This is a genomic window from Pseudomonas sp. AG1028 (assembly GCF_007993955.1).
GTDB classification, from domain to species: Bacteria; Pseudomonadota; Gammaproteobacteria; order Pseudomonadales; family Pseudomonadaceae; genus Aquipseudomonas; species Aquipseudomonas straminea.
Genome location: NZ_VIVP01000004.1, coordinates 275,438 through 301,982, shown reverse-complemented (window position 1 = coordinate 301,982; position 26,545 = coordinate 275,438). Strand labels below are relative to the sequence as shown.

Here is a 26,545-nt window from a genome sequence, read left to right as displayed (position 1 = left end):
CAGACGGAAAACTGACGATCAGCCTCTTATCCGCTGTAAATCGTTGAGCAATCGTGATTCGCTTCACAGTCTCGGTAGTAACTCCCGCCAGGCATCGCCGTCGGTCGAATGAAACGTTTCACCTTCCTCTAGTTATTTGCCTCCCGGTCGATAGAATGCCTGCCGCAAAAAAATCAGACTGGTCCAACAACAATTCTCCAGCTGCTCTAACTCGGTTAAAAAAGTCGGAGAACTATTGAATGAACAGCTGGTTTTCGAACATCAGCGTCACCCTGAAACTTGCCTTGGGCTTCGGCCTCGTGCTCGCGCTCACCTGCATTCTCGCCCTGGTCGGCTGGACCAGCCTGGGTAGCCTGGTGCAGCGCAGCGACTGGACGGCGGATATCGCTCACCTGAACGACACCCTGACCGACCTGCGTATCACCCGCCTGCAGTACATGCTGGCCAACGGCGACGAAACCATCGCCGAAACCGTGCAGAAGTCTCTCGACGGCTTCAAGGCCCAGCACGGCCAGGTACTGGCCAAGTTCAAGAGCCCCGAGAACGTACGCCTGCTGCAGGCCCAGGGTGCGCAGATCGATGCCTATCAGCTGTCGCTGAACAAGATGCGCGGTGGCTTTCGTGCCAGCAACGACGCGCGCCAGGAGATGACCCGCAATGCGGTCAGTGCGGGCGAAGCGATCGATGAGATCAACGCTGCGGTGATGAACCTGCTGTCCTACGATGACAGCCGCGCCGCCCAGTTCCAGGCCATCACCAAGGCCAAGGAAGACTGGCAGCTGGTGCGTTACCAGGTGCGCGGCTATACCGGCAGCCCGAATGCCGATGCCGAGCGCGTGGCCGTCGCCCAGATCGACGCCACCATCAAGGACATGGACGCCTTCCGCCAGGCCTTCGCTGCCGAGCACTCGCAGCGCGTCAACCAGGTTACCGCGGCGCTGGACAAGTACCGTGACGCGGTCATGGCCTTCAAGACCGCTATCGACACCATCGCCGTGGCGCGCAAGGAACTGACCGACGAAGGCTACGAGATCGTGCGCATCAGCAAGGAGCTGACCGCCATCCAGATGGAGCGTCGCAACAGCGAAACCGCATCGGCCCGTACGCTGCAGCTGACCACCACGCTGGTTGCGCTGCTGGTCGGTGTGCTGGCGGCCTGGCTAATCACCCGGCAGATCACCCGCCCGCTGCAGGAAACCCTGGTCGCCGTGGAGCGTATCGCCGGTGGCGACCTGAGCCAGACCCTGCAGGTGACCCGTCGCGACGAGATGGGCGTGCTGCAGCTGGGCATCCAGCGCATGGGCAGTACCTTGCGTGACCTGATTGGCGGCATCCGCGACGGCGTCACCCAGATCGCTAGCGCCGCCGAAGAGCTGTCGGCCGTGACCGAGCAGACCAGCGCCGGGGTGAACAGCCAGAAAGTGGAAACCGACCAGGTAGCCACCGCCATGCACGAGATGTCTGCCACTGTTCAGGAAGTCGCGCGCAACGCCGCCGACGCCTCGCGCGCCGCCTCCGATGCCGACCGCGAAGCCAATCAGGGTGATCGCGTGGTCGGCGAGGCAATCGCGCAGATCGAGCGCCTGGCTGCCGAAGTGACTCGTTCTACCGAAGCGATGAGCCACCTGCAGCAGGAGAGCAACAAGATCGGCAGTGTGATGGACGTGATCAAGGCGGTGGCCGAGCAGACCAACCTGCTGGCCCTCAACGCCGCCATCGAAGCCGCCCGCGCTGGTGAAGCCGGCCGTGGTTTCGCCGTGGTCGCCGACGAGGTGCGTGGCCTGGCCCAGCGCACGCAGAAATCCACCGAGGAGATCGAGGAGCTGGTCGCTGGCCTGCAGCATGGTACCCAGCAGGTCGCCAACATCATGCACAGCAGCCGCGAGCTGACCGACAGCACCGTGGAGCTGACCCGCAAGGCCGGTGGTTCGCTGGAAAGCATCACCCGCACGGTGTCCAACATCCAGTCGATGAACCAGCAGATTGCCGCCGCTGCCGAGCAGCAGAGCGCGGTCGCCGAGGAGATCAGCCGCAGCGTGATCAACGTGCGCGACATCTCCGAGCAGACCGCAGCCGCCAGCGAGGAAACCGCTGCCTCCAGCGTCGAGCTGGCCCGCCTTGGTAGCCAGTTGCAGCAGATGGTCAGCCACTTCCGCGTCTGATCGCGGCGGTGAGCTGAGACGAAAAGGCTGTTGCTCGATGAGCAACGGCATTTTTGGGTTTTTCGCGGAGTCTCGGGAAAGCCAGTCCTGACACCGGATTGGCAAGTTAGTGTGAGTACGCGAGTGGTTTTGGCGCTCAAGCTGCTTGCGTCGTTTTGCTGACATCTCCCGTTTCGCCCTGTCGGGCGAGTCACTTTTGCGGGCAAAAGTAACCAAAACCCTCCGCCCGATCATCTGGCCCCGGCTACGCCGGGGTTCGCTCACTCTATCGCCGTTCCAGAGGCCCGCCGCGAAGGGCCATCCATGGCCCATCACGGCTCTCGCGGCATCCATGCCGCTCAACCTCTTACGCAACGATTGCGTTCGCCCTCCTGGACGGGCTCTGCACGCGCCCCATTGAACCGGAGGTAATTCACGGAGCTTTGTGTGCTTGAAGGTGAGGTCAGCCATAGGCTGACCTGGGTGCTATCCCGTGCATCCGAAAAAGCATGCCCGGTCGTGCAGGTGCGCGAATGTCCCCTTTAAGCGGACCCTCGGAGCAACGATGGAGCGAACGAACCCCGACGCAGTCGGGGCCAGATGATGGGGGGGCGCTTTCTTTTGCTTACTTTTCTTTGCGCACTTCAAAGAAAAGTGAGTCGCCCGAGGGGGCGAAACAGGGAGTTTCTGCACACAACGCAGCGGCGTCCAAACGCCTAACGAGATGACACACTAAGTTGCCAGTCCGGTATCCCAGCACGTTCCCCAAACCGTGCGAAGACCCTTGTTTATCACCTCTGGAAACTCGTCAGTGCGTGGCAATCCAGATCAGCAAACCGGCCTGGAACAGACAGAAGGCCACCAGGCAGCCGATGGTGAAGCGCAGGCCGCCATCCTCACGCTTGAGTTGCTCCAGGCGCTCGCGCTGCTTGCGCAACTGCACGTCCTGTTCCTGCAGGTTCTGGTCGGCCTGTTGCAGCATCTGCGCGGCGTCCAGCTGTTCGATGAACTGCACCTTCTCGCCATTCCAGTCACTGTGCAGAGCGCTTAGGCGCGAGGCGCTGTACTGGGCCTTGAGCTGATTTTCCTGGTAGTCGACGCTGAAACCCTGGGCCTTGAGGCAGTGATCGCGGCGCGCGCGGGCTTCGTCGTTGAGCGCATCGCGGCTCGGCAGCGGGCCGCTTTCCAGGGTGTAGTGGGCGCAGTGCTGTTTCGCCCAGGCTGCCGCCTGGGCCAGCAGGAAACGCCCCAGACCTCGGTTCTGGGGCTCCAGGCTCAGGCCGCTGTCAGGGCCGAAGCGGGCTTCCTTGTTGCGGTGATCAAGCCAAAGCTCCAGTACGTTCTGCTCTTTGCGCACCTTCTGGCCGGGCAGCTGCAGGCTCAGGCGCAGCAGGCTCTGTTCCTTGCTGTGTCGCTCCACACGACCGAACTGCACGAAACGCAGCGGGCGGACGCCGGTGTGGCGGTCGACGGGCAGGGGCGACAGACGCAGCAGGCGAAAATGCTCCGGCCCAAGGCCGTCCCAGGGATGGGAAGGGGCGGGCTGTTCGCTTTCCGGCGGGGCGACGGCGGTGGTTTCGCTGTCGGTCATCTGGCGCTCCTTGGGGAGCCGCCTGGCAGGGCGGGCTCATGATCGGTTCTAGCCGTTATCGGCAGCCTTGCCGTTATCTGTAGGCGGCAGTGCCTTGATGAAGCTTGCCAGGCGGGTGGTCAGGCCGCGGGCAAGCGGCAGATCCGGGTTGTCATAGGACGCCAGTTGCGCCTCCATGTCCATTGGCACGATACGCAGCACATGGTTCATGCCGTTGACGATTTGCAGCTCCGCCCTTGGGTTGGCAGCATGCAGCGCCTCGGCGTCCTGCACGCTGACCTGAATGTCGTGATCGCCCTGCAAGATCAGCGCCGGCGCCTTGACCTGGGCGAAGGCGGCCGCGGGATCCTGGCGGAACAGGGAAATCAGGTAAGGCTGCACGCTGGTACGAAACAGCACCGTCAGCTCGTCCGACACCTGGGGCACCTGGCGTCCTTCATGCAGGGCTTCGAGCAGCGCCTCGGCTTCGCCACGCAGGCGCGGTGGCAGGCGGTTGCGCAGTTGCTCGCGCAGCAACTGGTCGATGGGCCGCGCACTGCCGGCGATGGACACCAGAGCATCGGCACCCGATTGATTGGCTGCCAGTGTGGCGATTAGCGCACCTTCGCTGTGGCCGACCAGAATTACCTGGCTGAAGCGTTTGTCCTGGCGCAGCTGCTGCACCCAGGCGACCACGTCGGCCGCATAACGCTCAACGCTGAGGTCGCGCTCATGGGGCGTGGCGGCAAAGCTTTCGCCGATGCCGCGCTTGTCGTAGCGCACGCTGGCGATGCCTTGCTGGGCCAGGGCCATGGCCAGCTTGCGGTGGGCGTCGTTATGGCCGCCACCAGGGTTGTTGCCGTTGCGGTCGGTCGGCCCGGAGCCGGCCACCAGCAGCACTACGGGTACCGGCGCGTCGCGCTGCGGTAGTACCAGCGAGCCGTTCAGCACGCCCTGGCCGGTATCCAGGCTGACCGGCTCACGCAGGATGGGAGCGGCCTGAACCAGGCCGGTAAACAGGGAAAGGGTCAAAAGCAGGGCTCGCAGCATGATGGTGGCAGGTCTGTGATGGGCTCTGTTGGACGCTGGCCAATGGCCAAAGGTTCGCGCGCGGGTGATCTCGGCGGTTGGCTGGGAGTATACTCAGCGGCTTTCTTCATGGGCCTGCCTTTTCGCCGCAGGCTGCGGATCGAACTTCTCTGGAGCCTCGCGCAATGTCCGGCAATACCTTCGGCAAGCTGTTCACCGTCACCACGGCAGGCGAGAGCCATGGCCCGGCGCTGGTCGCCATCGTCGACGGCTGCCCGCCCGGCCTGGAGATTTCCCTTGACGACCTGCAGCGCGACCTGGATCGCCGCAAGCCCGGCACCAGTCGCCATACCACCCAGCGTCAGGAAGCCGACGAGGTGGAAATCCTCTCCGGGGTGTTCGAAGGCAAGACCACCGGCTGCGCCATCGGCCTGCTGATCCGCAACACCGACCAGAAGTCCAAGGACTACTCGGCGATCAAGGACCTGTTCCGCCCGGCCCATGCCGACTACACCTACCACCACAAGTACGGGATCCGCGACTACCGTGGCGGCGGCCGCAGCTCGGCCCGCGAGACCGCCATGCGTGTGGCGGCCGGCGCCATCGCCAAGAAGTACCTGGCCAGCCAGGGCATCGTCATCCGTGGCTACATGAGCCAGCTCGGCCCTATCGAGATTCCGTTCAAGACCTGGGATTCGGTGGAAGAGAACGCCTTCTTCAGCCCTGATCCTGCCAAGGTGCCGGAGCTGGAGGCCTACATGGACCAGCTGCGCCGCGACCAGGATTCGGTGGGCGCGAAGATCACCGTGGTGGCCGAAGGCATGATGCCGGGCCTCGGCGAGCCGATCTTCGACCGCCTGGACGCCGAGCTGGCCCATGCGTTGATGAGCATCAACGCGGTCAAGGGCGTGGAAATCGGTGATGGTTTCGCGGCCGTTGCCCAGCGCGGCACCGAGCACCGTGACGAGCTGACCCCGCAAGGCTTCGTGTCCAATCACGCCGGCGGCATTCTTGGTGGTATTTCCAGCGGCCAGCCGATCGTGGCTCACCTGGCGCTCAAGCCGACCTCAAGCATCACCACGCCGGGCCGCTCCATCGATGTCGATGGCAACCCGGCTGACGTGATCACCAAGGGCCGTCATGACCCCTGCGTCGGCATCCGCGCCACGCCCATCGCCGAGGCGATGATGGCCATGGTGCTGATGGATCATCTGCTGCGTCACCGTGGGCAGAACGCCGACGTGCGCGTGAATACGCCAGTGCTGCCGCAGCTTTAATCGAGCGCTCTGGCATCGTGCAAAGCGAGAGCGGCATGAGCGAATTTCCCGAGGTGCTGCGCAGCGTGGCCGGCAAGCGCATCTCGAGCGTTCGCGATGCGCTGTTCGCGCTGGAGTCGACCCAGATCGACGAGCAGGGAGCCGTTTACCTCGTTGCGCTCTACACCAGTAGCAAGCAGCTCGATGTGCGCAAACAGATACTCAAGTTGCTGTATGACTTCGATTTGCAGGCGCTCGATGGGTTTTTCGCTCTGGCCTATCGAAAAGAGCGCTACCTGGACATGAAAATCTATGCGCTTCGTGGCCTAGCGCAGCGCTCCGAAGAGAAGCAGCTGCAGCAATTGCTCGAGGGTTTTCGCCAAACCCTGGCGAAGCGGCAGCATTCCACGCCGTACAACTATCAGGAGTACGAGCTGCTCAGGGGGCGTAATGCGTTGCCGTATCTGGTCGAGCGTTATGGCTACGCCTGCCTGCGCGATACCCTCGAGCAGGTCAATCAACAGTACGAAGCCATGCCGGAAGCCTTCAAAGGGCATTTCACGGTGGATGAAAACGGTACGTTGATCACCCTGCGCGAACCGGGCGCAAGCAGTGCAATGATTCGGCAATTCTTCGCTAGCAAGGATGTTCAGATTTGACGCCGGCCCTCCCGTACTGGCGGCTGTCCGGCTTCTATCTCTTTTACTTCGCGCTGCTGGGCGCCACGGCGCCGTTTCTCGGGCTGTATTTCGCGCACCTGGGTTTCTCGCCGGCGCGCATCGGCGAGTTGGTGGCCATTCCCATGCTGATGCGCTGCATCGCGCCTAACCTGTGGGGCTGGCTGGGCGATTACAGCGGCCGGCGCCTGCTGATCGTGCGGTTGGGCGCCTTGTGCACCTTGCTCAGCCTGAGCCTGATCTTCGTCAGCCAAAGTTACGCCTGGCTGGCGATGGTGATGGCCTTGCACGCCTTCTTCTGGCATGCGGTGCTGCCGCAGTTCGAGGTCATCACTCTGGCGCATCTGCGCGAGCAATCGGCGCGCTATGCGCAGATTCGCCTGTGGGGCTCGATCGGTTTCATTCTCAGCGTGGTCGGCCTGGGCAAGGCGTTCGATCTGCTGAGCCTGGACGTCTATCCCTGGGCGCTGCTGCTGATCATCACCGGCATCGCCCTGAGCAGCTTCTGGGTGCCGGATGCGCAGCCGCTGGCGTCGTCGCAGGTGGCAGATCAGGGTGGTTTCCTGAAGCAGCTCAGGCAGCCTGGGGTGCTGGCCTTCTACCTGTGCGTGGCGCTGATGCAGCTGTCCCACGGGCCGTATTACACCTTTCTGAGCATCCACCTGGAGCAGCTCGGTTACAGCCGTGGGTTGATCGGCCTGCTGTGGGCTCTGGGGGTGGTGGCCGAGGTGCTGATGTTTATGGCCATGGCGCGCCTGCTGCAACGCTTCAGCCTGCGTCAGGTGCTGATCGCCAGTTTCGCCATCGCGGCACTGCGCTGGGTGCTGATGGGCTTTCTGGCCGATCACCTGAGCGTGCTGCTGTTCGCCCAGGTGCTGCACGCGGCCACTTTCGGCAGTTTCCACGCCGCATCCATCGCCTTCGTGCAGCGCAGTTTCGGCGCCCGCCAGCAGGGCCAGGGGCAGGCGCTGTACGCCTCGCTGGCCGGCATTGGCGGCGCGCTGGGTGCCTTGTACGCCGGTTACAGCTGGAACGGCCTTGGTCCGCAGTGGACATTCGCCCTGGCGGGGCTGGCCGCGTTGGTCGCAGCCGTTATCATGGCCCGACGCACGGCCGAGCCGACATGACCCAATCAGGTCGCCGCAAGGTGGCCGACAGCAGACAGGAATCACCCATGAGTCGCCTGAGCGTTCACCACCAGTCCAGCCCGCAGATCCCCAACAAGGTGCTGGGCCATGCCGAAGACATCGCCAGCACACTGGCGGCGGTCGGTATCGAGTTTCGCGAGTTGCCGCTGGAAAACCGCCTGCAGGCTGGCGCTAGCGAGCAGGAAATTCTGGCTGCGCTAGGCGAGATCCTAGAGCCGCTCAAGCGTGACAGCGACCTGAGCCACGCCGAGGTGATCAGCATCGACCAGCGCCACTGGCCCCGCGAGGGCGACAAACCGGTTCAGGCGCCGGTCGAGGTGCTGGCCGACGGCGCGCAGCTGTACCTGTTCCTAGCCGGGCAGGGCCTGCTGAGCCTGCATGTCGATGACTACGTGTATGCCTTGGTCGGTGAGCGCAATGCGCTGATCAGCGTGCCGGCCGGCACGCGTCACTGGTTCGATCTGGGCGAGTTTCCGCATTGTGCGGCTATCCGCCTGTCTGCGGCGAACGCCGTGGCCGCGCGGCCAAGTGGTGATGCTATCGCCTACGAATTTCCTCGCCTGGAAGACTAATCGAACAGGCTGGCCTGGGGCCGTGGCACGGCGCCTTCTAGCTCCAGCAGCAGCTGTTTGCGTGGCAGGCCGCCGGCAAAGCCGGTCAGGCTGCCATCGCGGCCGATCACCCGGTGGCAGGGAATGATGATGCAGATCGGGTTGGCGCCATTGGCCGCACCCACCGCGCGTACCGCCTTGTGCCGCTCGATGCGCTGGGCGAGGGCGCTGTAGCTGTCGATCTTACCGAAGGGAATTTGCTGCAGCGCTCGCCAAACCGCCTGCTGGAAGGGCGTACCCTGCGGGTTGAGGCGCAGCTCGAAGCGTCGCCGGCGGCCTTCGAAGTATTCATCGAGCTGGCGGCTGGCGTCATCGAGCTGTGAGCCGGCCTCGCGCCAGCCATCACCGATCCGCCAGGGCGTGCGCTCCACGTCCATCAGCAACTGCTGCAGACCGTGCTCGTCGCCGACCATGAACAGGCGGCCGATAGGGCTTTCCTGATAGCGATAGAACATCCTCAGCCTCCCGAGTAGTTATGCCACAGATGCGCGGCGGCATAGGCGCGCCACGGCCGCCAGGCCTCGGCATGCAATTGCAGTTGCCGGGCGCTGATGCCGGCCGGGCCCCAGATCGGCGCCTTGAGCAGGCCCAGGTCACTGGCGGGGAAGGCGTCGGCGTCGCCGAAAGCACGCAGGGCGATGTATTCGGCTGTCCATGGGCCGATGCCGGGCAGAGCGCACAGCTGCTCGATCAGCTCGCTCGCCCCCTGACTGATATCCAGGCGTAGCGCGCCGCTGGCAACCTGGGCGGCGAAATGCTGCAGGGTCTGCACCCGTTTGCCGGGCATGCCGATGCCATCGAGTTTGGCCTCGGCGATGGCCGCCGGCGTTGGAAACAGCCGGTCGATACCGTCGGGGGCTCCCTCCAGCGATTCGCCAAGCCGCGTTATCAAACGCCCGGTGATAGTCACCGCGGCCTTGACGGTGACCTGCTGGCCGACGATGGCGCGCACCGCTTGCTCGAAGGCATCGAAGGCGGTCGGCAGGCGTAGGCCTGGATTGCGTGCCAGCATCTCTGCCAGATATTGGTCGGCCGCGAAATGCGCGGCGATCAGCGCAGGTTCAGCGTCCATGTCGAACATACGCCGTACGCGCTGTACCAATTCCGGCAGGCAGGCGTTGGCCGAGGCGCTGTGCTCCAGGGTCAGGGCGTGCTGGTCAGGCAGGGCGGTAACGCGAAACCAGCCGGTAACTTCGCCCAGGCGAAAGCTACGGCAGTAATCGCGTTCACCCAGGCATTCCTGGCCGGCGATGGCGCGCAGCTGGAAGTGCCCGTGAAACTGCCGCCAGTCCCAGGGCGCTCGGTAAGGCAGGGTAAAGAGTGTGTCTGTCATGCCGATGACGATAACGCCGCTGCGGGGCTTTGTCTGCGGGTAAAGTGACTTTCAAACTGGCCGTCGACCAGTGTCGACAAAATTTTCACATCCGAGCGGGCACACTGCAGCGGCGCCGCTCGCCGAATTGGCCGGGCCTGCCGTAAATGTCTCAAGCGGAAGATCGAACATGACCCCTACAGCAGTTCAGGGCACCCCTCAAAAAACATCGAATCCCTTACGCAGCCAGTTGCTCTTCACCCTCTACAGCGGCCTGGCCCTGTTGGTGATGTACACGCTGCTGCGCGTCGCCTTGCTGGTCTATAATCGCGAGCTGATCGGCGACACGCCGGGCGCCGCCTTTGTGGAAGCCTTCTACAATGGGATGCGCTTCGACCTGCGCGTGGTGGTTTACGCCTGTGCGCCGCTGCTGATCGCGTTACTCAGCACCCGCGTCATGCTCGCGCGCATCTGGCAGCGCGTTTGGCTGACCCTGTTCGCCAGCATCACGCTGTTTCTCGGCCTGGCCGAGCTGGATTTCTACAAGGAATTCCACCAGCGCCTGAACAGCCTGGTGTTCCAGTATCTGCAGGAAGACCAAACCACGGTGATGAGCATGCTGTGGAACGGCTTTCCGGTGGCGCGCTATCTGATCGCCTGGGCCGTGATCACCGGCCTGCTGTGGTGGATGTTCAGCCGTTTCGACCGCGCCAGTCGGGCCAAAACGCCGGTTGCCGCAGGTGGCGCGAGGCCGGCGGTGGCCTGGTACTGGCGCTTCTCGGCGTTCTTTCTGTGCCTGCTGATCGCGGTGATCGCTGCCCGTGGTCATTTGCGTCAGGGGCCGCCGCTGCGCTGGGGTGATGCCTACACCACCGAATCGATGTTCGCCAACCAGCTGGGCCTCAATGGCACGCTGACCCTGGTCAGTGCCGCTCAGGCAACATTCGGCGCGCACCGCGACAACACCTGGAGGTCGACCATGGAGGATGAGCAGGCCCGGCAGATTACTCGCGACATGCTGCTGACCCCGGACGACCAGTTGGTCGACGCCGACAGCGCCGCCATCCGCCGTGTCTACACGCCACCGAGCGACAAGACCCTACCGATTCGCAACGTGGTGGTGATCCTGATGGAAAGCTTCGCCGGCCATTCGGTCGGCGCGCTTGGAGCACCGGGCAATATCACGCCGAACTTTGACAAGCTGAGCAAGGAGGGGCTGCTGTTCGACCGTTTCTTCTCCAACGGCACCCACACCCACCAGGGCATGTTCGCCACCATGGCGTGCTTCCCGAACCTGCCGAGCTTCGAGTACCTGATGCGCACGCCGGAAGGTGCCCACAAGTTCTCCGGCCTGCCGCAGCTGCTCAGCGCCCGTGGCTACGACAACCTGTACGTCTACAACGGCAATTTCCAGTGGGACAACCAGTCCGGCTTCTTCAGCAACCAGGGCATGACCAATTTCATTGGCCGCGAGGATTTCGTCGACCCGGTGTTCATGGACCCGACCTGGGGCGTGTCCGATCAGGACATGTTCGACCGCGGCGCCCTGGAGCTGAAAACCAATTACGGCCAGAAACCCTTCTACGCGCTGCTACAGACTCTTTCCAACCATACGCCCTATGCACTGCCCAAGGATTTGCCGGTGGAGCGGGTGATGATCGACGGCAAGGAAGACCTGCACCGCACCGCCATGCGCTATTCGGACTGGGCGTTGGGGCAGTTCTTCGAGAAGGCGCGCAAGGAGCCGTATTTCAACCAGACGCTGTTCGTGGTGGTCGGTGACCATGGCTTCGGTGGTTTTGACCAAGTCACCGAGATGGACCTGCAGCGTTTTAACGTGCCGCTGCTGCTGATCGCACCCGGCATCCAGGAAAAGTTCGGCAAGGTCAGCCACACCGTCGGCACTCAAGTGGATATCGTGCCGACCATCATGGGCCGCCTAGGTGGTGAGACGCGCCATCAGTGTTGGGGCCGCGACCTACTCAATCTGCCTGAAGGTGATATGGGGGTGGGTGTGATCAAACCCTCCGGCGGTGATCAGACTGTTGCCATCGTGACTGCCGATTATGTACTGGTGCAGCCGAAAGACTTCGAGCCGCGTTTTTATAGCTATCGGTTGGGTGCCAAGCCGACAGCCACACGCATCGAAGGCCCGGTCGACGAGACGCTGAAGAAACGCCTGGAGGCCTTCCTGCAAACCGCTACCAAGAGCCTGCTGGACAATACTGCTGGCGTGGTGGACGGCACGCCTGACAAACCAAAGCCCTGAGGCAGAAATGAAAACCGGCGCCTATGCGCCGGTTTTTGATTGGGGCAGGTGAGTGGTCAGCTGCAACCTTCCACGTAGAACACCGCAGGCGGCAGGCCGATGCGCCACCGGGTCACGACACCATTGCTATCGGTTTGGAATACCAGGCGAGCGTCGCTATCGGTGTAAGGAGTGACGATGAAATCGGTGGCACCTGGCTCGTATTTGTTGGGCTGCTCCTCGAAGCGACCCGGATAGGTCGCGCGAATTTGCTGGGAACTGCTGCCCACCTGCAGGCCGCGGGGCGCCTTGCGCTCGCGGGTGTCGATGTCATAACGCACGAATTGGCCGTTCTCGAGCATGAATGAGGTGCCGAAGCCGTTGGCCGGACGCGGATCCTGAAACAGTTGGCGACAGGTGTCCGAGCCGCCGCCGTCACGCAGCGAGCCTTTCCAGGCTGCGCGCACGGCCGTTTCGTCACTGCCGAACCGGGCGCTGGCAAAGCCGGCGAAGGGACTCAGGTCCTCCTTTTCCTGCAGCTTGGGCGGGCTGCTCTGGGCGGCGGAGGCGGTTTTGGCGGGGGTATTGCTGGCGTCGCTGCAGGCGCTCAGCGCCAGAATACTGGTCATCACAACAGCGGAAATTGAAAGCGTACGGTTCGCCATGAAAATCCAACCTTCGTCTCGAATGGGAACGGCCGCGCGAGGCGGCCGAGTCGGTAAGGCATGAGACCGGGAGAATCAGGCATGGGTATGCCGGTGCAGAGCAAAAGGCCCGCTGCGTATGCAGGCTTTCGTCGCAGTCTCATGCTGCGTGGCGTTTGGCCACGTTTTCGCAAAAAAGATCCCGACTTTTATCTAGATGCCGATTGACCAGCCATTTGCCGTGGGTAATCGAGGCCTGCTGTGTCGGGGCGGCAAGCACGATGCAAGTGGCGCCGCCAGCAGGGCGTGGCTTCAATTGCGGGTATGACACGGCACCACGGGCTGGCGCTGTGGTCCGACGAACTGTGGAAAAAGATAGTTGCATGACCCGGCGCGCCCCGCGGTCTATGCTTTGAGGGCGTGCTGCGTTGATCGAGCACGTATCTTCACTTCAGCTCGTACCAGAGGCCCCAGGCCTTCGCGTCATCACGGTGCGCCGTGTGTTGCATGTTGAGTCAGATCGCCGTTTTACGGCGTATCCAATCCTCGTCTGATGGAGATCAACTATGAGCACGATTCTGCACGAAGATGTTGGTAGCGGCATTCTGCGCCGCATGAAGGAAGGCGGATTCGATTTCGCCAGCGTCCATCCCATCGAGTTCTACGCTATTTTTCCCGACCAGGACCGGGCCCTGAAGGCCACTCGCAACTTTCGCGGCGAGAGCCTACACGCCCAGGTCACCGAGCGTGACGAGGGCGACTGGTATCTGCAGGTCAGCAAGGTCATGCACGTGACGCCGGCCGGCATCGGTGATTTCGCCCAGGATCTGGAGTCTGTGGTGATCCCCCTGGGCGGTGAGCTGGACGGCTGGGGCGTGACCCAGCAGATCAGCGCCGCCAGCTCGCACGAGTAGCGCCGCTCGGCGCTACAGCCCTTTTTCCCAAAGTGTCACCAGATCCCGGGGAGCCTGCTCCTCGGGAACGTTCAGCACCATCTCCTGCGCGCGCTCGGCGCAACTTCGAAGCTCGATGCGATAGAAGCGTCGGTCGCCCTGGCCAGGCTGGCTGCTGGCTATCGGCAGGCAGGCTTCGAGTAGCGAACACACCTGGCCACGCTGTTCGGGGTCGCACTGAGCGAAGTCGATCTCCCGTGGACGGCTGAGCGCGGCAATCGCCGCGAAACCGCCCTGGCGCGATATGCGCACCAGGGCCTCGTCGGTCAACGGCGGCAGCTTGTTCATGGTTGCGTCACCTCGACGCCCACATCCTTCCATGCCTTGGCTACCGCAGCGGCTTCGCTTGAGCTCTGGCCGAAGCGCTGTGCGGCGCGATCCACGCACAGTCTCGCGAAGGCGGTGAAGTCGGCGTCGTTGCCTAGCCGTTCATCACACAAGGTGTCGTACCAGATCGGCCCGGCCTTTTCCCAGGCATGGCCGCCCAGCGCGGTCGCGGCCAGATAGAAGGCGCGGTTGGGGATGCCGGAGTTGATATGAACGCCACCATTATCCTCGCGGGTCTGCACGAAGTCGCGCATGTGGGCCGGCTGCGGGTCCTTGCCCAGCAGCGGATCCTCGTAGGCGCTGCCAGGTTCTGCCATGGAGCGCAGGCCCTTGCCGTTGACCCACTCGGTAAGCAAGCCGGCGCCGATGATCCAGTCCGATTGCCGGGCAGTCTGCTGCAAGGCGTATTGCTTGGTGAGGATGCCGAACACGTCGGACAGCGATTCGTTGAGCGCCCCAGACTGGTTGACGTAAACCAGCGCCGCTTCACTGTCGATCACGCCATGGGTCAGCTCGTGGGCGACCACATCCAGGGCAATGGTGAAACGGTTGAAGATCTCGCCGTCACCGTCGCCGAAAACCATCTGCTCACCGTTCCAGAAGGCGTTCTCGTAGCGCTGGCCGTAATGCACGGTGCCGATGAGCGGCAGGCCATTACCATCGATGGAATGCCGGCCGAGCACCTCGTGGAAGAACCGGTAGGTGGCACCCAGGGCCTCGTAAGCTTCGTCGGCCGCCTCGTCGCCACTGGCTGGCTGGCCTTCGCCGCGAACGAGCTGGCCGGGTAGCTGCATCCGCTGCTGCGCATCATGGATGCTGCGCTCGGGTTGGCCAGCGGCCATCAGCTGGCGCGCCTGCATGTTATTCGGGCGCTGCTTGCCGTTGTTGTGCCTGAGGGAGGCAACGTGCTGCAGGGTGTTGCGCGCGCAATCGCGCTGCTGCTCGGAGCCGTGGCCGATGATGCGGTCGAGAAGGTAGGGCGGGATCAGGCTGCGGTTCATGGTGGGAATCCTTGTCCGGAGAGGCATGCCAGCCAGGTCGATACCTGACCACTCTCAGGTGGGAACGCTATACGCCGGCAATGTTTCCGCCGCGCTGACATTTCTGGACAAAAGGGCACGCTACATAAAAGTGCAATGCTTTGCCGCCTCGCCTGTCCGAGATTTCATGGGGCAGAGCAGCTTAGCCAGGCGGCCTGGAAAGCCGATGTCAGCAGATTGTGCAGGCGACCTGCCTGAGTGCGCTCATTGTGCTCCAATATGGTGCAATGCGGTCCGGTTTTAAAAATAAGTACTTGATTATAAAGGCCTAAATTCGGTGGCTCGACGCTTGCACTGTCTGCGTCGAACTGGGTTGCAAGGAGTAGAGCATGACCCGCGCCTTTTACGACGAGATGCACCTGCCGGACGGCACCTGCCGCCCCCATTACCAGGCCTTTTCCCGCTGGCTGCAGGAAACCCCTCAGGAACTGCTCGACCAGCGCCGCCGTGAGGCGGACCTGCTTTTTCACCGCGCCGGCATCACCTTTACCCTATATGGCGACGCTCAGGGCACCGAGCGGCTGATTCCCTTCGATATTATTCCGCGCAGCATTCCAGCAAGTGAATGGCGTATCGTCGAGCGTGGCTGCATCCAGCGCGTGCAGGCGCTGAACATGTTTCTCGCCGATCTCTACCACGATCAGCGCATCATCAAGGCGGGCCTGATTCCGGCCGAACAGGTGCTGGCCAACGAAGGCTATCAACTGGCGATGCAGGGTCTCGATCTGCACCGTGACCTGTATGCGCATATCGCCGGCGTCGATCTGGTGCGCGATGGCGACGGCACCTATTACGTGCTCGAGGACAACCTGCGTACCCCCAGCGGCGTGAGCTACATGCTCGAAGACCGCAAGATGATGATGCGCCTGTTCCCCGAGCTGTTCGCCAACCAGCGCATCGCCCCCATCGATCACTATCCCAGCCTGCTGCTCGACACCCTGAAGAGCTCCAGCCCGCTCGACAACCCGACCGTGGTGGTCCTCACCCCAGGGCGGTTCAACAGCGCCTATTTCGAGCACGCGTTCCTGGCGCGGGAGATGGGCGTCGAGCTGGTGGAGGGCGCCGACCTGTTCGTGCGTGACGATAAGCTGTTCATGCGCACCACCGCTGGCGCCAAGCAGGTCGACGTGGTGTATCGCCGCCTGGATGACGCCTTTCTCGATCCGTTGGCCTTCAACCCGGAGTCGATGCTCGGGGTACCCGGGCTGCTTTCCACCTATCGGTCGGGCAACGTGGTGCTGGCCAATGCCATCGGCACCGGCGTGGCGGACGACAAATCGATCTACCCCTATGTTGGCGAGATGATTCGTTTCTATCTGGACGAGGAGCCGATCCTCAAGAATGTGCCGACCTGGCAGTGCCGCAAGCCGGCCGAGCTGTCGCACGTGCTGGCCAACTTGAAGGATCTGGTGGTCAAGGAAACCCAGGGCTCGGGCGGTTACGGGATGCTTGTCGGTCCCGCGGCCAGCAACGCGGAAATCGAGGCCTTTCGCCTGCGCCTGATTGCCAGGCCGGAAGCCTATATCGCCCAACCGACGCTGTGCCTGTCGACCTGCCCGACATTCGTGGAGAACGGCATCGCGCCGCGGCACATCGACCTGCGCCCCTTCGTGCTGTCCGGCAAGGAAACACGCATCGTGCCCGGCGGCCTGACCCGCGTGGCGCTGCGTGAAGGCTCGCTGGTGGTCAACTCGTCGCAGGGCGGCGGCACCAAGGACACCTGGGTGGTGGAGGACTGAGCATGCTATCGAGAACCGCCTCTGACCTGTACTGGATGTCCCGCTATCTGGAGCGCGCGGAGAACCTGGCGCGCATGCTGGACGTCAGCTACTCGTTGTCGCTGATGCCGCAGGACGGGCGCCGTGGTGGCCTCGACGAATTGGCGATGCCACTGCTGATCACCGGCACCATGGAGGATTACCAGCAACGCCATGGCGCGCTGCACGCCGAGCGTATTCTGCATTTCTTCGCTCTGGACGCCGAGAACCCCGCGAGCATCTACAGCTGCCTGGGTGCGGCACGCAGCAATGCCCACGCCGTGCGCGGGCGAATCACGGCCGACATGTGGGAGAACATCAACGCCACCTGGCTTGAAATCCGCGGCATCGCCGAGCAGGGGCTGGGCCGTTATGGCATCAGCCGCTTCTGCGAGTGGGTCAAGGAGCGCTCGCATCTGTTCCGTGGTGCCACCTTTGGCACCATCGTGCGTGGCGAGGCCTATCGCTTCATTCGCCTGGGCACCTTCATCGAGCGCGCCGACAACACCCTGCGCCTGCTCGATTCACGCTACGAACTGATGGGCGAGGACGTCGATGAGGTCGATGGCCGGCCGGCTCACAGTTATTACCAGTGGAGCGCCTTGCTGCGCGCGCTGTCCTCGTTCGAGGCGTTCGCCGAGGTCTATCGGGGCTCGCCGGGCGCGCGCAAAGTGTCGGAATTGCTGCTGCTGCGTCGCGAGGTACCGCGCTCGCTGAGCGCCTGCATGGACGAGTTGTACCAGATGCTCGCCGGCCTGCCCGGCGACAACGGCCGCCCGGCGCAGCGCCTGGCGGCCGAACTCAATGCGCGGCTGCGCTACACCAGCATCGATGAGGTGCTGGAGGAGGGGCTGCACGCCTGGCTGACCGAATTCATCGAGCAGATTCACGAACTCGGCAGCGCCATTCACACGTCCTATCTGGAGGTCGCATGAGACTGTCCATTCGCCACAACACCAGCTATCACTACGACGATCAGGTACGGGCCAGCATCCAGTACCTGCGCCTTACGCCCCATGACAGCACTCGCCAGCAAATCCTCGACTGGCAGCTGGATCTGCCGCGGCCGGTTCGTGCGCAGCGCGACCCCTACGGCAACATTCTCCACGTGCTGACTCTGGACGAACCTCACGAGTCCATTGTCATCGGCGCCCAAGGCCTGGTAGATATCGACGAGTCCAGTGATGCCGAGCACGAGAGCCAGTCGGCGCTGCCGTTCCTGCGCTTCACCCGGCTGACAGAGGCGGATGCAGCGCTGCGTGAGTTCGCCTGGAAGCAGTGCGCCCAGCGCCGTGATCGCAACGCGCTGATCGACCTGATGCATGGCCTCAACGACCACATTCGCTATCAGCCCGGGGCCACTGCCGTGGAAACCAGCGCTGCCCAAGCGTTCGCCGGGCGTCAGGGCGTCTGCCAGGACCATGCCCACGCCTTTCTCGCCTGCGCGCGCAGCCTCAGCATTCCGGCGCGTTACGTATCTGGCTATCTGGTGACCGACAGTCAGGATCACCTGGCCAGCCACGCCTGGGCCGAGGCTTGGCTCGATGGCGCCTGGTACAGCTTCGACGTGACCAACTGTCTGGCGCGCCCGGAGCGCCATCTCAAGCTGGCCATCGGCCTCGATTACCTGGATGCCTGCCCGGTACGCGGCATGCGCCGTGGCGGCGGCAGCGAGCGGATGATGGCGCGGGTCGATGTCGAGCCGCTGATTCAGGTGCAGGCACAGTGATGGGTAAGAGGGCCGCGAGCGAGCCATGCTGAATCGCTGTGCTCGTTCATGCCGTCAGTGCTTGCGATCAGCAGCTGATCGCCCCTAGCATGCGCGCTTTGCCCAAAGGGAGAGGCCATGCTGGCCGAGTTGTTTGCTGTACTGGCGCCGGTGATCATCGTTTCCGGCATCGGCTATGCCTGGGCCCGTAGCGGCCAGCAATACCCCACCGAGTTCATCGCCCGCCTGGTGCTGACCATCGGCACGCCGAGCCTGGTACTGGCGACCCTCAGCCGCGCCGATATCGACCCCGAAGCGTTTACCAGCATGGCCCTGGGTTGCGTACTGGTGACCCTATGCATGGGGCTGTTCGGCGCGCTGTTCAGTCGGCTGTTCCGCCAGCAGTGGAAGGTGTTGGTACCGGCGTTCCTGTTTCCCAACACCGGTAACATGGGCCTGCCGATCAGCCTGTATGCCTTTGGCGAACATGGCTTGGCGCTTGCCGTGGCGTTCTTCCTGACGTTGTCGATCATGCAATTCAGCGTTGGCGTCGCGTTGTCCGGCAGCGCGACCTCTACCAAGCAGCTACTGGGCAACCTGCTGCGCAACCCGATCATGATCAGCTTGATTGTGGCTTTGCCAATGATTTTCTGGGATCTGCAGTTGCCACGCTGGGTCGCTAATACCGTAGGCCTTTTGGGCGGCATGACCATTCCGTTGATGCTACTGACCCTGGGCGTCTCACTGGCCAGCATTCGCCTGCATCACCTGGGATCCGGCCTGGTGCTGGGGGCGCTGCGCATTATGCTGGGGGCTGGCGTCGGCTGGGCAATCGGTGCGGTGATGGGGCTGGAGCCGCTGACTCACGCCGTGCTGGTGGTGCAGTCGGCGATGCCGGTGGCGGTATTCAACTACCTGTTCGCGATCCGCGCCAATCGCTCGCCCGAACAAGTCGCGAGCCTGGTGATGTGTTCGACGCTATTGGCCATTGGCTGGCTGCCGCTGATCCTGGCCTGGTTGATGCCCCGAGTCGGCTGATAGGCGTCAGCCAATCATGCGGCTCAGGTTGGGAAGAATCAGCAGAACGGCGGTGGCGAAGAGGATCAGCCCCGCTTGGCGGAATTTGGGTTTCTTGAACATGGCCATTCACCTTTTGTGATTGTTGTCATGTGGGCCGTGAAAACCGCCTCGTCCCCAGCGCCTCGGCAAAACCCGACGGCATATGTATTGACTGTAGAGCGGGCGATTTGATTTTTTAGATCGCTTTGTTGCTAAAAAGGCGTTTTATCCTGCTACAAGGATATGGAACGCTTTTACACTTGCGTAAAACCGTGGAGCCAGACGTTGTGCACGCTGCGATGGTTGTTGCACTGGACATAACCGTTCGTCGGGCTCGCGCGAGTCAATGAAAAACCGGCCACTGGGGCCGGTCTTCCTACGCTGGATCAGTCGTCCAGCTGCTCACGGATAACCTTGCCAGTCTTGCCATCCACACGGAACTCATAAAGACGGTTGTCCTGCTTGGTGCCTTCACCTTCCCAATAGCCGGCATCGTCGGCCTCGATCTTGTGAATCTGGGTATACCCAGCCTGCTTGGCGCTGCTCAGCGCCTGCTCGATGCTGATCCAGTCGGCGCCCGGGCGGTCGGCCATGGCGGCGCCTGCGCTCAGGGCAACAACAGCGGTAAGGGCAGTCAGAGTCTTCTTGAGCATCGTGGAACTCCTTTACGCAATAGGAATGTCGTACCTGCGAACAGGCACTGGTCGTTGGAGTTCCACGCTTCGCTTGGGGTTCAGGTAAAACTGCCCTGGTCTGGTGCGGCCGCTGGTGCTTCGCTCAGTGTCGGCACTGGTGGACTCGGGTGCTGCATGCTGGCCGCCAATAGGGGCAGGGCGATTGCCAGGTAGAACGCGATGGCGGCCAGAGCGCCGTTGCGCGCGTAGCGGATGGTTTGGCTGTGCATGAGGCGGTGCTCGTGAAGGGCCGTTGGGCCGATGCCGCAATCATCGGCGCGCCCGTGCTGGGGGAGAAGTGAATATGGCTTATGACGGCCATCGAAACGGCTGATGGTTCGGATAGCGGCATGCCTCTTGCCTTGATGCAGCAGCCAAGGCAGGCTTTGCCTGCTTCGTTTCTCTTTTCAGGTACCGCCATGTCGCTGCAGATCTGCATTCTGGAAACCGACATCCTGCGTCCCGAGCTGGTCGACCAGTATCAGGGCTACGGCAAGATGTTCGAACGTCTCTTCGCGGGCCAGGCCATCGCCGCCGAGTTCCACGTGTTCAATGTGATGCAGGGCGACTATCCGCCTGCCGATGCGCGCTTCGATGCGTATCTGGTCACCGGCAGCAAGGCCGATTCCTTCGCCACCGACCCCTGGATCGAAACGTTGAAGGCGTACCTGCTCGAGCGTTACCAGGCCGGCGACAAGTTGCTGGGTATCTGCTTCGGTCACCAGCTGCTGGCGTTATTGCTCGGTGGCAAGGCCGAGCGTGCGAGCGCGGGTTGGGGCGTGGGCATCCATCATTACCAGCTCACCGAGCAGCCCGACTGGATGACGCCGAAACTGGATGAGCTGACGCTATTGATCAGCCATCAGGACCAGGTCACCCGCTTGCCGGAAAACGCCACACTGCTGGCCACCAGCCCGTTTTGCGCCCACGCGGCCTACCGCATCGGCGATCAGGTGCTGTGTTTCCAGGGCCACCCCGAATTCGTGCCCGAGTATTCCCGGGCGTTGCTGGACATCCGCCAGCAGCACATCGGCGAACCCACTTACCGGGCGGCGGTCCAGACGCTGGATCAGGCACACCACGGGCGTACAGTCGGCGAGTGGATGCTGCGCTTCGTGGCCAACGGCAAGGCCGCACAGCCGGCGTGAGCGCTTGCTGACCATCCATAAAAAAACGGCCCTCGCGGGCCGTTTTTCGTTTCAGCTGGGCGCCTCGCGTGGAGACGTCGCTTAGCCAGATTTACAGCGCTGCAGCTTCTGCCTGCTGCGCATCCTCGGCTTGCGCCTCCGGCTTGACCTCGACGAACTTCAACTGCAGACGCTCGCTGCTCCAGGCGCGGGTCTGGTTGGTCAGTTCCAGGTTGTTGTTCAGGTTCTGGCCGTAGGAGGGGATGATCTCCTTCAGCTTGGCCTGCCACTCCGGCGATTTGATCTTGTCCTTGAAGGTACGCTCCATCAGGTGAAGCATGATCGGCGCGGCGGTGGAAGCACCCGGCGATGCGCCCAGCAGTGCGGCGATGGAGCCATCTTCGGAGCTGACCACTTCGGTGCCGAACTGCAGGATGCCGCCTTTCTCCGCATCCTTCTTGATGATCTGTACGCGTTGGCCGGCCTGCAGCATTTCCCAGTCTTCGTCACGGGCCATCGGGAAGTACTCGCGCAGCGAATCCATGCGGTCTTCCTGGCTGAGCATCAGCTGGCCGATCAGGTAGGTGCTCAGGGAGAAGTTGTCGATGCCGGCATTGACCATCGGCGAGATGTTGTGGGTGGTCATGGTGCCGAACATATCCAGCAGCGAACCATTCTTCAGGAACTTGGTGGAGAAGGTGGCGAATGGGCCGAACAGCAGCGCCTTCTTGCCATCGATCACGCGGGTATCCAGGTGAGGAACCGACATGGGTGGCGAGCCGACCGAAGCCATACCGTAAACCTTGGCCTGGTGCTGCTGGACGATGTCCTGATTGCGAGTGACCAACCAGGAGCCGCCAACCGGGAAACCGGCATAGCCTTCGGCTTCCGGAATGCCGGATTTCTGCAGCAGCTTGAGGGCGCCGCCGCCGGCACCGATGAATACGAACTTGGCGTTGACGGTGCTCAGCTTCTCGCCGTTGGCCAGATCCGCCACCACGACGTTCCAGGTGCCATCGTCGGCGCGCTTGATGTCGCGCACTTCATGTTGCACGTGAACGTTGAACACGTCTTTTTTCTGCGACAGGTTGTTCAGCAGCTGATTGGTGATCTCGCCGAAATTGACGTCGGTGCCGATCTCCATGCGCGTGGCAGCGATTTTCTCGCCCGGCTCGCGGCCTTCCATCACCAGCGGTACCCACTGTTTGATCTGCTCGGGGTCCTCGGAGAACTCCATGCCGCGGAAAAGCGAACTGTGCTGCAGCGCTTCATAGCGCTTCTTGAGGAACGCGGTGTTTTTGTCACCCCACACGAAGCTCATGTGCGGCACGTTATTGATGAAGGAAGTCGGGTTCTTCAGAACGCCTTGCTCGACCTGGTAGGCCCAGAACTGCTTGGAGATCTCGAAGGACTCGTTGATCGTCACCGCCTTGCTGATGTCGATGCTGCCGTCTTCTTTTTCCGGGGTGTAGTTCAGCTCCGCAAGGGCCGAGTGACCGGTGCCGGCGTTGTTCCAGGCATTGGAGCTCTCGCTGGCGACCGCAGGCAGACGCTCGTACAGGTCGATTTTCCAGCTCGGCTCCAGTTCATTGAGGTAGGTGCCAAGGCTCGCACTCATGATGCCCCCGCCGATCAGCAGGACGTCCACGGATTTTTCCGGTTCGGGCTGCTTGGCGCAGCCGAGCGCGCTCAAGCACAGGAAGGACAACAGGAGTTTTTTCATTTAGACAGACCATTTCAGTGATGTGATTGCATGGCGGCGAGGCTGACGCCGACTCACGTGCGGTAAGCAGGCGGTCAAGTTCGCGGCTCGTCGCCAGGTTTCGTTCTGCGAAACCGGCCAGTCCCGGTGATTTTTTGAAACACCGGGCATTTACCTTCATCTGCGCGCTTTCGTCGCAGGCCGCCTGAAACGCAAGATCCATGCCTGCATAACTATTAGTCAGCTAATTAGTAGTCTGCGCTTATTGCGTGGCAGTAGGGAGGCGGCACGACTGGCGAGTTTTCGCCGTCGAGCCGCTGAAAGGGTCGTTGATGTGGCGGATTCTCGCCTTATTGAGTTGCCGCACCGCCGACGCCTTGGCTGCCACCGCCGGTTCCTGGTGTGGCCGGAGCCGTCGAGCCACCACCTATGTTTGGCGCGGTTGTGGAAGGCTGTCGCTCGGTGCCGGTGCCGGTGCCGTTCTGACGGACAGGGGAGTTGAGTGTGCTGCGCGGCGTCTGCTGTTGCTGTTGCATCGGATCGGTCGTCGACTGGCCTGCACCGTTTACGTCAGCCGGCGGAGTACCGGTGCGTTCTTGAACCATCTCGTCGCCGATTTTTTCGCGCTGTTGCTGTAGGGTCAGGCCATCTTCGTCCGCCTGCGCACCTGCGCTGAACAGGGCGGCGAGCAGTAGGGTCGAGCCAATGAGTTTGTGCATGTCGGTCTCCTGATCGTGGGCATGTGATCAGGTGACTACCCCGGTTCTGGCAATGTTCAGAGAATCTTCCCCGTATGGCGGCAACTGGCTTGGCTGGGCCCCGCGGCAAAAACGACGAAGGCGTCTATCCTGATAGCAGCTCGGCAGCCGCAGGCTCTGCCACGCCGGTTTACGGCGATTCGGTGGCAGGCGGCAGGTTGCTGGCAGTCGGAATCGAACCCCGGCCTGTCTCTGGCCTCAGAAAGCAGGCCCCCAACAATAAAGAGGTCGCTCACATGATTTATGCCAAACCCGGTACCGCAGGCGCCGTCGTCACCCTGAAATCGCGCTACGGCAACTACATCGGCGGCGAGTTCGTCGCGCCGGTGGGCGGTCAGTACTTTACCAATACCAGCCCGGTGGACGCCTCGACCATCGGCGAATTCCCGCGCTCGGACGCCAAGGACATCGACAAGGCCCTGGATGCCGCCCACGCTGCCGCCGACGCCTGGGGCAAAACGTCGGTGCAGGACCGCGCGCTGATCCTCTTGAAGATCGCCGACCGTATCGAAGCCAACCTCGAGCTGCTCGCCGTAGCCGAGACCTGGGACAACGGCAAGGCCGTGCGCGAAACCCTGAACGCCGACGTACCCCTGGCCGCCGATCACTTCCGCTACTTCGCCGGCTGCATCCGCGCCCAGGAAGGCACCTCGGCGGAGATCAACGAGCACACCGCGTCCTATCACTTCCACGAGCCGCTGGGCGTGGTCGGGCAGATCATTCCCTGGAACTTCCCGCTGCTGATGGCCGCCTGGAAGCTGGCTCCGGCCTTGGCTGCCGGCAACTGCGTGGTGCTCAAACCCGCCGAGCAAACGCCGCTGTCGATCACCCTGCTGGCCGAGATCACCGGCGACCTGCTGCCGCCGGGCGTGCTCAATATCATCCAGGGCTTCGGCCGTGAAGCCGGCGAGGCGCTGGCCACCAGCACGCGCATCGCCAAGATCGCCTTTACCGGCTCTACCCCAGTCGGCTCGCACATCATGAAATGCGCCGCCGCCAACATCATCCCCAGCACCGTGGAACTGGGCGGCAAATCGCCGAACATCTTCTTCGAAGACATCATGCAGGCCGAGCCGGCGTTCATCGAGAAGGCGGCCGAAGGCCTGGTGCTGGCCTTCTTCAACCAGGGCGAGGTGTGCACCTGCCCGTCGCGGGCGCTGGTGCAGGAGTCGATCTTCGAGCCATTCATGAACGAGGTGATGAAGAAGATCAAATCGATCAAGCGCGGCAACCCGCTGGACACCGACACCATGGTCGGCGCCCAGGCCTCGCAGCAGCAGTACGACAAGATCCTCAGCTACCTGGAAATCGCCCAGCAGGAAGGCGCCGAGCTGCTCACCGGCGGCGCGACCGAGAAGCTGGAGGGCGACCTGGCCGGCGGTTATTACATCCAGCCGACCCTGCTCAAGGGGACCAACAAGATGCGCGTGTTCCAGGAAGAAATCTTCGGGCCGGTGGTGGGCGTGACCACTTTCAAGGACGAAGCCGAAGCCCTGGCCATCGCCAACGACACCGAGTTCGGCCTGGGCGCCGGCGTGTGGACGCGCGACATCAACCGCGCCTACCGCATGGGCCGCGGTATCAAGGCCGGGCGCGTCTGGACCAACTGCTACCACCTGTACCCGGCGCACGCTGCCTTTGGCGGCTACAAAAAGTCCGGGGTCGGGCGCGAAACCCACAAGATGATGCTCGACCACTACCAGCAGACCAAGAACCTGCTGATCAGCTACGACATCAACCCGCTGGGCTTCTTCTGATCGTTCAGTGGTTGCTCAACAAAAACGCGGCCTCGGCCGCGTTTTTGTTTTCTAGTTGCCTGCACCCCGTTGCAGGGCGCTCTGCAGTGGCAGGTCCCAGGGTGGCGTGGGGCCAAAGCGGTTTTTCAGAAACTCCAGCAGCAGACGGCTGCGCGAATCCGTATCGCGCTCCAGGCGCAGTGCGTAGATGCCGCTGGGCTCGGGCGCCGGCAGGCCGTTATCGCAGAACAGCGGCACCAGGTCGCCACGCACCAGGTACTCGCTGACCAGCCAGGTCGGCAGATGCGCCACGCCCAGGCCCGCCAGCACGCTGAATACCAGCGTCTCGGCATTGTTGGCGGTCATGCGCAGGCGACGAGGGCGGTAGACCGCCAGCTTGCCTGCGTTCTCGAAGCGCCAGGCGTAAGCGGGTGCCAGGCCGTCCCAGTCAAGGCCATCGTGCTCTAGCAGCTCGGCAGGGGTTCGCGGCACGCCGCGGCGCTCCAGGTACGCCGGGCTGGCACAGACCACTCGCACCATCGGCGACAGCGGCGTCGCCACCAGGCGGGTGTCAGCGAGCGGCCCGATGCGCAGCACCAGATCCACTTCGCCCAAGTGAGCACCGTGCAGATCAATAAAGCTGTCGATCAGCCGTAGCTGCACGTCCAGCCCCGGGTAGGCAGTGAGAAAGTCGGCAATTGCTGGCGCCAGGTGGCGACGACCGAACGGCGCCGGTGAGTCTATGCGGATTAGTCCCTCCGGCGCGCTGCTCAGCGATACCGCCTCGGCGCGGGCCAGGTGCAGTTCGGCGAGAATCCGCCGCGCTCGTTCGGCGAACGCCAGGCCCGCCGACGTGGCGCGCACCGCATGAGTGCTGCGGCTGAACAGGGCGCAGTCCAGCGAGCGCTCCAGGGCGTCGATACGCCGCGACACCGCCGACGGCGTGAGTGGATGCAGCCGGGCGGCGGCGGAAAAGCTGCCACTTTCCAGCACGTCGAGAAACAGGCTGAGTTGGTCAGTCAGGGCATCGGGATTCATGGCAGGCTCGCTATGCGCAAATCGCACAGC

General features: G+C 62.9%; 25 protein-coding genes and 1 pseudogene. 14 read left to right on the top strand and 12 right to left on the bottom strand.

All coding sequences use genetic code 11. The features are described from left to right. Nucleotides 1-356: 356 nt before the first annotated feature. Both FB481_RS23545 and FB481_RS23540 read left to right on the top strand, forming a co-directional pair. Nucleotides 357-1,259, top strand: a pseudogene (locus tag FB481_RS23545) (methyl-accepting chemotaxis protein); the annotation flags it as partial. Between the two features lie 9 nt (nt 1,260-1,268). Continuing rightward, entirely contained in the window at nt 1,269-2,162 is an 894-nt protein-coding gene (locus FB481_RS23540) for a methyl-accepting chemotaxis protein (RefSeq protein WP_372239559.1), read from the top strand. Between the two features lie 787 nt (nt 2,163-2,949). Here the strand turns inward: FB481_RS23540 and FB481_RS08500 are convergent. Beyond that, complete coding sequence (locus FB481_RS08500; RefSeq protein ID WP_147175970.1) at nt 2,950-3,732, bottom strand: hypothetical protein; 783 nt, start codon at nt 3,730-3,732, stop codon at nt 2,950-2,952. A gap of 48 nt (nt 3,733-3,780) precedes the next feature. Then, complete coding sequence (locus FB481_RS08495) at nt 3,781-4,761, bottom strand: S9 family peptidase (protein ID WP_147175968.1); 981 nt, start codon at nt 4,759-4,761, stop codon at nt 3,781-3,783. Between the two features lie 164 nt (nt 4,762-4,925). Here FB481_RS08495 and aroC point away from each other — a divergent pair, with 164 nt between their 5' ends. From aroC to FB481_RS08475, 4 genes are read left to right on the top strand one after another with little or no spacing between them, the layout of a single operon-like run. Continuing rightward, nucleotides 4,926-6,017, top strand: a complete 1,092-nt coding sequence (gene aroC / locus FB481_RS08490; RefSeq protein WP_147175966.1) for a chorismate synthase — start codon at nt 4,926-4,928, stop codon at nt 6,015-6,017. A gap of 35 nt (nt 6,018-6,052) precedes the next feature. Then, on the top strand, nt 6,053-6,655 hold the full coding sequence (locus FB481_RS23255) for a hypothetical protein (RefSeq protein ID WP_218571896.1): 603 nt from the start codon (nt 6,053-6,055) through the stop codon (nt 6,653-6,655). Next, nucleotides 6,652-7,800, top strand: a complete 1,149-nt coding sequence (locus tag FB481_RS08480) for an MFS transporter (protein ID WP_147175964.1) — start codon at nt 6,652-6,654, stop codon at nt 7,798-7,800. Before FB481_RS23255 ends, FB481_RS08480 begins: the two co-directional genes overlap by 4 nt. A 47-nt stretch (nt 7,801-7,847) precedes the next feature. Continuing rightward, nucleotides 7,848-8,393: an acireductone dioxygenase gene (locus FB481_RS08475; protein ID WP_178109852.1), complete on the top strand. Its 546-nt coding sequence runs from the start codon at nt 7,848-7,850 to the stop codon at nt 8,391-8,393. Here FB481_RS08475 and FB481_RS08470 read toward each other — a convergent pair. Continuing rightward, nucleotides 8,390-8,887 (bottom strand): methylated-DNA--[protein]-cysteine S-methyltransferase, encoded by a 498-nt coding sequence (locus tag FB481_RS08470; RefSeq protein WP_147175960.1) that lies wholly within the window; start codon nt 8,885-8,887, stop codon nt 8,390-8,392. The genes FB481_RS08475 and FB481_RS08470 overlap by 4 nt on opposite strands. Nucleotides 8,888-8,889: 2 nt before the next feature. Then, nucleotides 8,890-9,765 (bottom strand): DNA-3-methyladenine glycosylase, encoded by an 876-nt coding sequence (locus FB481_RS08465; RefSeq protein WP_147175958.1) that lies wholly within the window; start codon nt 9,763-9,765, stop codon nt 8,890-8,892. Between the two features lie 169 nt (nt 9,766-9,934). On the opposite strand from FB481_RS08465, the gene FB481_RS08460 reads away from it, so the two are divergent. After that, a complete protein-coding gene (locus tag FB481_RS08460; protein ID WP_147175956.1) occupies nt 9,935-12,013 on the top strand; it encodes an LTA synthase family protein in 2,079 nt (692 codons plus the stop codon). A gap of 56 nt (nt 12,014-12,069) precedes the next feature. Here the strand turns inward: FB481_RS08460 and FB481_RS23175 are convergent, their stop codons facing one another. Next, a complete protein-coding gene (locus FB481_RS23175) occupies nt 12,070-12,621 on the bottom strand; it encodes a hypothetical protein (protein ID WP_178109851.1) in 552 nt (183 codons plus the stop codon). 581 nt (nt 12,622-13,202) lie between these two features. On the opposite strand from FB481_RS23175, the gene FB481_RS08450 reads away from it, so the two are divergent. Further along, the gene (locus FB481_RS08450) at nt 13,203-13,550 is read left to right on the top strand and encodes a ribonuclease E inhibitor RraB (RefSeq protein WP_147175953.1); all 348 of its coding nucleotides are present in this window, start codon (nt 13,203-13,205) and stop codon (nt 13,548-13,550) included. A 12-nt stretch (nt 13,551-13,562) separates the two neighbouring features. Here the strand turns inward: FB481_RS08450 and FB481_RS08445 are convergent, their stop codons facing one another. Both FB481_RS08445 and FB481_RS08440 read right to left on the bottom strand, forming a co-directional pair. Then, nucleotides 13,563-13,877 (bottom strand): protealysin inhibitor emfourin, encoded by a 315-nt coding sequence (locus FB481_RS08445; RefSeq protein ID WP_093506977.1) that lies wholly within the window; start codon nt 13,875-13,877, stop codon nt 13,563-13,565. Beyond that, entirely contained in the window at nt 13,874-14,917 is a 1,044-nt protein-coding gene (locus FB481_RS08440) for a M4 family metallopeptidase (protein ID WP_147175951.1), read from the bottom strand. Before FB481_RS08440 ends, FB481_RS08445 begins: the two co-directional genes overlap by 4 nt. Before the next feature lie 368 nt (nt 14,918-15,285). Here FB481_RS08440 and FB481_RS08435 point away from each other — a divergent pair, with 368 nt between their 5' ends. The 4 genes from FB481_RS08435 to FB481_RS08420 all read left to right on the top strand — a co-directional run bounded on the left by FB481_RS08435 (nt 15,286) and on the right by FB481_RS08420 (nt 19,459). Next, nucleotides 15,286-16,695, top strand: coding sequence for a circularly permuted type 2 ATP-grasp protein (locus tag FB481_RS08435; RefSeq protein ID WP_147175949.1), 1,410 nt, complete (start codon nt 15,286-15,288; stop codon nt 16,693-16,695). Between the two features lie 2 nt (nt 16,696-16,697). Then, nucleotides 16,698-17,648 (top strand): alpha-E domain-containing protein, encoded by a 951-nt coding sequence (locus FB481_RS08430; RefSeq protein ID WP_093506983.1) that lies wholly within the window; start codon nt 16,698-16,700, stop codon nt 17,646-17,648. Continuing rightward, nucleotides 17,645-18,442 carry a transglutaminase family protein gene (locus FB481_RS08425; protein ID WP_147175947.1) on the top strand — a complete coding sequence of 266 codons (798 nt, stop codon included), beginning with the start codon at nt 17,645-17,647 and terminating at the stop codon, nt 18,440-18,442. Before FB481_RS08430 ends, FB481_RS08425 begins: the two co-directional genes overlap by 4 nt. A 117-nt stretch (nt 18,443-18,559) precedes the next feature. Continuing rightward, a complete protein-coding gene (locus FB481_RS08420; RefSeq protein WP_147175945.1) occupies nt 18,560-19,459 on the top strand; it encodes an AEC family transporter in 900 nt (299 codons plus the stop codon). Between the two features lie 407 nt (nt 19,460-19,866). Here the strand turns inward: FB481_RS08420 and FB481_RS08415 are convergent, their stop codons facing one another. Then, nucleotides 19,867-20,133 carry a PepSY domain-containing protein gene (locus tag FB481_RS08415; protein WP_147175943.1) on the bottom strand — a complete coding sequence of 89 codons (267 nt, stop codon included), beginning with the start codon at nt 20,131-20,133 and terminating at the stop codon, nt 19,867-19,869. Between the two features lie 80 nt (nt 20,134-20,213). Beyond that, a complete protein-coding gene (locus FB481_RS23170) occupies nt 20,214-20,384 on the bottom strand; it encodes a hypothetical protein (protein WP_167363183.1) in 171 nt (56 codons plus the stop codon). A 189-nt stretch (nt 20,385-20,573) separates the two neighbouring features. On the opposite strand from FB481_RS23170, the gene FB481_RS08410 reads away from it, so the two are divergent. Then, on the top strand, nt 20,574-21,302 hold the full coding sequence (locus FB481_RS08410; RefSeq protein ID WP_027910674.1) for an amidotransferase: 729 nt from the start codon (nt 20,574-20,576) through the stop codon (nt 21,300-21,302). A 91-nt stretch (nt 21,303-21,393) separates the two neighbouring features. On the opposite strand, the gene mqo is transcribed toward FB481_RS08410, so the two are convergent. Beyond that, nucleotides 21,394-23,004, bottom strand: coding sequence for a malate dehydrogenase (quinone) (gene mqo / locus FB481_RS08405; protein ID WP_093506991.1), 1,611 nt, complete (start codon nt 23,002-23,004; stop codon nt 21,394-21,396). Nucleotides 23,005-23,333: 329 nt separating this feature from the next. Beyond that, nucleotides 23,334-23,702 (bottom strand): hypothetical protein, encoded by a 369-nt coding sequence (locus FB481_RS08400; RefSeq protein WP_147175941.1) that lies wholly within the window; start codon nt 23,700-23,702, stop codon nt 23,334-23,336. 275 nt (nt 23,703-23,977) lie between these two features. Between FB481_RS08400 and FB481_RS08395 the strand changes: the two genes are divergently transcribed. Next, nucleotides 23,978-25,498: an aldehyde dehydrogenase family protein gene (locus FB481_RS08395; protein ID WP_147175939.1), complete on the top strand. Its 1,521-nt coding sequence runs from the start codon at nt 23,978-23,980 to the stop codon at nt 25,496-25,498. Between the two features lie 51 nt (nt 25,499-25,549). Here FB481_RS08395 and FB481_RS08390 read toward each other — a convergent pair whose 3' ends face one another. Then, nucleotides 25,550-26,515, bottom strand: a complete 966-nt coding sequence (locus FB481_RS08390; RefSeq protein ID WP_147175937.1) for a LysR family transcriptional regulator — start codon at nt 26,513-26,515, stop codon at nt 25,550-25,552. Between the last annotated feature and the right edge of the window lie 30 nt (nt 26,516-26,545).